The 4667-nt window shown below is 64.2% G+C and carries 5 protein-coding genes; 2 read left to right on the top strand and 3 right to left on the bottom strand.

Going from position 1 to position 4667, the window contains the following annotated elements; all coding sequences use genetic code 11:
- Window positions 1–135: 135 nt before the first annotated feature.
- The 3 genes from EN914_RS24790 to EN914_RS24800 all read right to left on the bottom strand — a co-directional run bounded on the left by EN914_RS24790 (window position 136) and on the right by EN914_RS24800 (window position 2179).
- Window positions 136–693, bottom strand: coding sequence for a fasciclin domain-containing protein (locus EN914_RS24790; protein ID WP_013528492.1), 558 nt, complete (start codon window positions 691–693; stop codon window positions 136–138).
- Between the two features lie 221 nt (window positions 694–914).
- Entirely contained in the window at window positions 915–1643 is a 729-nt protein-coding gene (locus tag EN914_RS24795; protein ID WP_024502090.1) for an anti-sigma factor domain-containing protein, read from the bottom strand.
- Window positions 1640–2179, bottom strand: coding sequence for a sigma-70 family RNA polymerase sigma factor (locus tag EN914_RS24800; RefSeq protein WP_013528490.1), 540 nt, complete (start codon window positions 2177–2179; stop codon window positions 1640–1642). The genes EN914_RS24795 and EN914_RS24800 overlap by 4 nt, the downstream gene beginning before the upstream one ends.
- A gap of 151 nt (window positions 2180–2330) precedes the next feature.
- Here EN914_RS24800 and EN914_RS24805 point away from each other — a divergent pair, with 151 nt between their 5' ends.
- Complete coding sequence (locus tag EN914_RS24805) at window positions 2331–3830, top strand: amidase (RefSeq protein ID WP_024502089.1); 1500 nt, start codon at window positions 2331–2333, stop codon at window positions 3828–3830.
- Window positions 3831–3933: 103 nt separating this feature from the next.
- Window positions 3934–4667: acetylglutamate kinase (gene argB, locus EN914_RS24810; RefSeq protein ID WP_127389325.1), on the top strand; the 734-nt coding region annotated here is incomplete at its 3' end.

Genomic DNA, 4667 nt, shown 5'->3' on the forward strand with positions numbered 1-4667 from the left:
AACGAACACTCCGCGCCCTCCCACATCCGAATGCAGGCGGGCGCGAAGTGCACGGGCCAATTGCGGATCACGGGAGCGGGATCGTGCAATCGACGGAGGGTCCTTGCCGTCAGTTCGCCGGCAGCAAGCCCCTTGTTACATCTTGGGCAAAAGAACCTTGTCGATGACGTGGATGACGCCATTGGACTGTTCGACATCGGCGATCGTCACATTGGCGACATTGCCGTTCTCGTCGGTGACCGTGACCTTGCCGCCGTCGGCCTTGAGCGACAATTCGCAGCCGCCGACCGTCTTGACCTTGTGGGTGCCGCCGTCAGCCTTGGCCATCGCGGCGACATCTGCTCCCATCGCCTTGGCGCCGATGACATGGCAGGTCAGGATTTTGGTGAGCTTGTCCTTGTTTTCGGGCTTGAGCAGCGTCTCGACCGTACCGGCCGGAAGGGCTGCGAAGGCTTCGTTGGTCGGCGCGAACACGGTGAACGGACCGGCGCCCTGCAGCGTCTCGACAAGGCCGGCGGCCTTCACGGCGGCGACCAGCGTGGTGTGATCCTTCGAGTTCACGGCGTTCTCGACGATGTTCTTGTTGGCATACATGGCGGCGCCGCCAACCATCGGGTTTTCGGCGTAGGCGGCGGTGGCAAGGGCCGAAACGGCGATCGTACCGGCGAGCAAAAGGGTGGCGTATCTACGCATGATGTCGAACTCCTCGGGTTTTTCTCTTCCCATTTTTGGGGACGCGAGGAGATACGGAACAAACTCGCCCGAGTTTCAGAAATATTGTGATTTTTGATTTTATCCATGGCGCAGAGGGATTTCCCGAGCCGTCGGCCGCCTGCCGACATGCTGTCTATGGGCATGTTCAGCGAAGGATAGACTTATGATAGTCTGTTGTGATTTTTCAGGTGAAGAGCCGGTCAGATGCTCTTCAGCTCGCCAGCGGCAACCACCGGTCCGGTCGGCTGTCCGGTCGGCGAACCGCCCGACGGCTCGAGGCTGACGGCAAGCACCGCGCCCTGGGCAAGTTTCTGATGGGCCGCCGGCGAGACGATAATATGCGCCGTTGCACCTGCCGGAATGACGCCCATCGAGACCGGCGGGTTCTTGCCCTCGATCATCCACAGCTCGAAGTCCTTGCCGGAAGCACGCTCACCGGAGACATGCGACAGGCCGACTTCGTGATGCGCGGCGTCGTAGACGGCAAGATATTTGACGTCGCTGCCTTCGGCGGCCAGCGAAGCGACGAGTCGCGCCTGCGGCTGCTCGACCGGTGGGTTGAGAATGGGCACGGCGATGTAAATCGCCAGTGCCGCAACCGCGGCTGCGGCAAGGCCGCGCCAGAAGGCCAGGCTGGACCACAGGCCGCCGCGCACTTCGGCGGGCCTGCTCACCGCGGCAGCGGTACCGAACAGGCGGCGGTCGACCGCGGTCTTCACCGAAACCGGCGGCTCGACTTCCCGATAGGCGGCGGCAAGCGGTGAGAGACTGACCTCCCAGTCCTCGACAAGACGGGCGAAAACCGTATCCGCATCGATGCGGCGAGAGACGATCTGGCGTTCGTCGGCATCGAGCACGCCGAGAACGTACTCGGCGGCGAGCAGGTCGTCGCCTCCACGTTCCGGTCCTGTGTCTTCTGCCAGCGTCATCTTTCCAGGCATTCTCTGAGTTTCAACAGGCTGCGGCGCAGCCATGTACGCATCGTGTTCAGCGGCACGCCATGGCGCTCCGCCAGTTCGGCATAGCTCTCGCCCTTGAGATAGGCGCCCCGGACGGCGGCTGCCCGGTCCTTCTCCAGCTCATCGAGACAATGGTGGATACGTTCGGATTCGTCGCCCGCCACCGCCATCGCTTCAGGCCCCGGCGCCGGATCGGCCACGTCGAGCGCGGCATCGATGTCGGCGGCGGGTTTGCGCCGCGCTCTGATGCGATCGATCGCATGATTGCGCGCGATTGCCACCAGCCAGGAGATCGGGCTTAGATCGGAAACAGCAAAACGGTCGGCCTTCGTCCATATCTTGACGAAGACTTCCTGCAGCGCTTCTTCCGCGTCTCCCCGGTCGTTCAATACACGAAGACAGACGCCAAAAAGTTTCGCGCTGGTCTGCCGGTAAAGCAGATCGAACGCGGCCCGATCCTTCATCGAAGTCCGAACGATCAGCTTGGTGATGTCTTGCGGCGTCATTGCAAGCAAATTAGGCGATTGCCATGTATTTGCAACGACGGAAATAACCTTGTGCACGCCTAAGCTTTTGTGTGTCGCCGGCCCGGATCCGTCGGTCGATTGCCAATGGAATTGCCACTGGCTAGCTTGCCTTCATTGATGGGGAGCGCGCATGTCGGTCGAACGGATCCTTTGGGAAGAAGATGCCACGGGCCTCGCCAATCTGGTCCGCAAGGGCGAGGTTTCGGCCGTCGAACTGACCGACGCCGCGATTGCCCGCGCCGAGGCCACCCGTCCCGACATCAATGCCACGGCCGAACCGCTCTACGATGCTGCCCGCGCCCGCGCCAAGACCGTCGACCCCTCGCTGCCGCTGGCTGGTGTTCCCTTCGCCATCAAGGATCTCGGCATCGCCATCCAGGGCGTGCCGACGCATGGCGGCAGCCGCATTCCGGCATGGCTGGCCGACGTCAATTCGGCGCTGACCGACCGCTATCTCGCTGCCGGACTTATCCCGATCGTCACCTCGACATCGCCGGAGCACGGGCTTCGATTGATGACCGAATCCAGGGCCTTTGGCATCACCCGCAATCCGTGGAACACCGGCCATACCAGCGGCGGCTCTTCGGGCGGTTCGGCAGCACTGGTCGCAGCCGGCGTCGTGCCGGTGGCGCATGCCTCCGATGGCGGCGGCTCGATCCGTGTGCCTGCCGCCTGCACCGGACTTGTCGGCCTGAAGACGTCGCGCGGCCGTATACCGCTGACGCCCCTGGTGAGCGAAAGCTGGTACGGCATGGTCGTCGACCATGCGCTCACCCGTTCGGTGCGCGATTGCGCGCTGCTGCTCGACCTGACCCACGGGCCCGATCCTCTGTCGCCCTATGCCGCGCCGCGGCCGAAAGGCACGTTCGCGGCTGCCGCCGCGCGCGATCCCGGCAAGCTCAGCCTGGCCGTGTACCGCAAATCGCCGCTTCGCCTGCCGATCTCGGACGAGACGCTCGAGGCGCTCGACACGGCGGTGGCGCTTGCCCGCGAGGGCGGCCACACGGTCGAGGAGATCGACTTGCCCTTTATCGGCCGCGATTTCTTCGCCGATTTCTGCAGAACGGTTGCCTCCGCCGTCGCTGGCACGATGCGGGCCGAAGCGCTGCGCGTCGGCCGTTCCGTTGCCGGCGACATCGAGCGGGCGACGCGCGTGCTCGCCCGCTTCGGCGAACTGGTGTCGGCCGGCGAGACCTATGCCGACCTGCAGCGGCTGCATGCCGCCTCACGGCGGCTGATCGCAGAGACCGCGCAGTATGACGCCGTGCTGATGCCGATCATTGCCCACCCGCCGCTTGCCTGCGGCGCAATGGATCCGAAAGGCGCCGACGACCTCATCGAGAACCTGCTCGACAAGCTTCACCTGACGCCCTTGCTGAAGCTGAAGCCGTTCTTCGGCCAGTTGATGGACAAGAGCCTCTGGTTCACCCATTGGCCGGCGATCCAGAATGTCAGCGGCCAGCCATCGATCGCCCTGCCGGTCCATGTCACCGACGCCGGTCTGCCGATCGGCGTCCAGGCTGCCGGCCGTCCGGGCGACGAGGAGACGCTTTTGTCGCTCGCCGCGCAGATGGAGAAGATCTCAGGTTGGCTGGGCCGCAGGGCGCCGCTGATGGTGCCGACACGATGACGAGGCCGTGAGGCGCTCGAATATGACAGCAAAGCCATTTGCGGGCGGCGCCAATTCCCGCTAAGACGCCGCCGTCCTTACCGATCTCCAGGGAACCAAGCCGATGACGGAAATAACCGCCACCGCCGAAATGCAGGCAGCCCTGTTGTCGCGGGCGCTGCCCTACATGCAGCGCTACGAGCACAAGACGGTCGTGGTGAAATATGGCGGCCATGCCATGGGCGACATCGAGCTCGGCAAGGCCTTCGCGCGCGACATCGCGCTGCTCAAGCAATCCGGCGTCAACCCGATCGTCGTCCACGGCGGCGGCCCGCAGATCGGCGCCATGCTGGCCAAGATGGGCATCGAATCCAAGTTCGAAGGCGGCCTGCGCGTCACCGACCAGAAGACGGTCGAGATCGTCGAAATGGTGCTGGCCGGTTCGATCAACAAGGAGATCGTCGCGCTGATCAACGCCGAGGGCGAATGGGCGATCGGCCTGTGCGGCAAGGACGGCAACATGGTGTTCGCCGAAAAGGCCCGCAAGACCATGATCGATCCGGACTCCAACATCGAGCGCGTGCTCGATCTCGGCTTCGTCGGCGAGCCGGTCGAGGTCGACCGTACCTTGCTCGATCTTCTGGCACGCTCCGAAATGATCCCGGTGCTGGCGCCGGTGGCGCCGGGACGCGATGGCCACACCTACAACATCAACGCCGACACCTTCGCCGGCGCCATTGCCGGCGCCTGCCAGGCGACGCGCCTGCTGTTCCTCACCGACGTGCCGGGTGTGCTCGACAAGAACAAGAAGCTGATCGACGAACTGACCGTGGCCGAGGCCAAGGCGCTGATCAAGGA

It is taken from the genome of Mesorhizobium sp. M7A.F.Ca.CA.001.08.2.1 (genome assembly GCF_003998455.1).
Lineage (GTDB): Bacteria > Pseudomonadota > Alphaproteobacteria > Rhizobiales > Rhizobiaceae > Mesorhizobium > Mesorhizobium ciceri.

What these genes read in the sequence shown, in the direction of transcription:
- EN914_RS24790 (WP_013528492.1), bottom strand. Translation starts at nt 693, where the DNA reads ATGCGTAGATACGCCACCCTTTTGCTCGCCGGTACGATCGCCGTTTCG.
- EN914_RS24795 (WP_024502090.1), bottom strand. Translation starts at nt 1,643, where the DNA reads ATGACGCTGGCAGAAGACACAGGACCGGAACGTGGAGGCGACGACCTG.
- EN914_RS24800 (WP_013528490.1), bottom strand. Translation starts at nt 2,179, where the DNA reads ATGACGCCGCAAGACATCACCAAGCTGATCGTTCGGACTTCGATGAAG.
- EN914_RS24805 (WP_024502089.1), top strand. Translation starts at nt 2,331, where the DNA reads ATGTCGGTCGAACGGATCCTTTGGGAAGAAGATGCCACGGGCCTCGCC.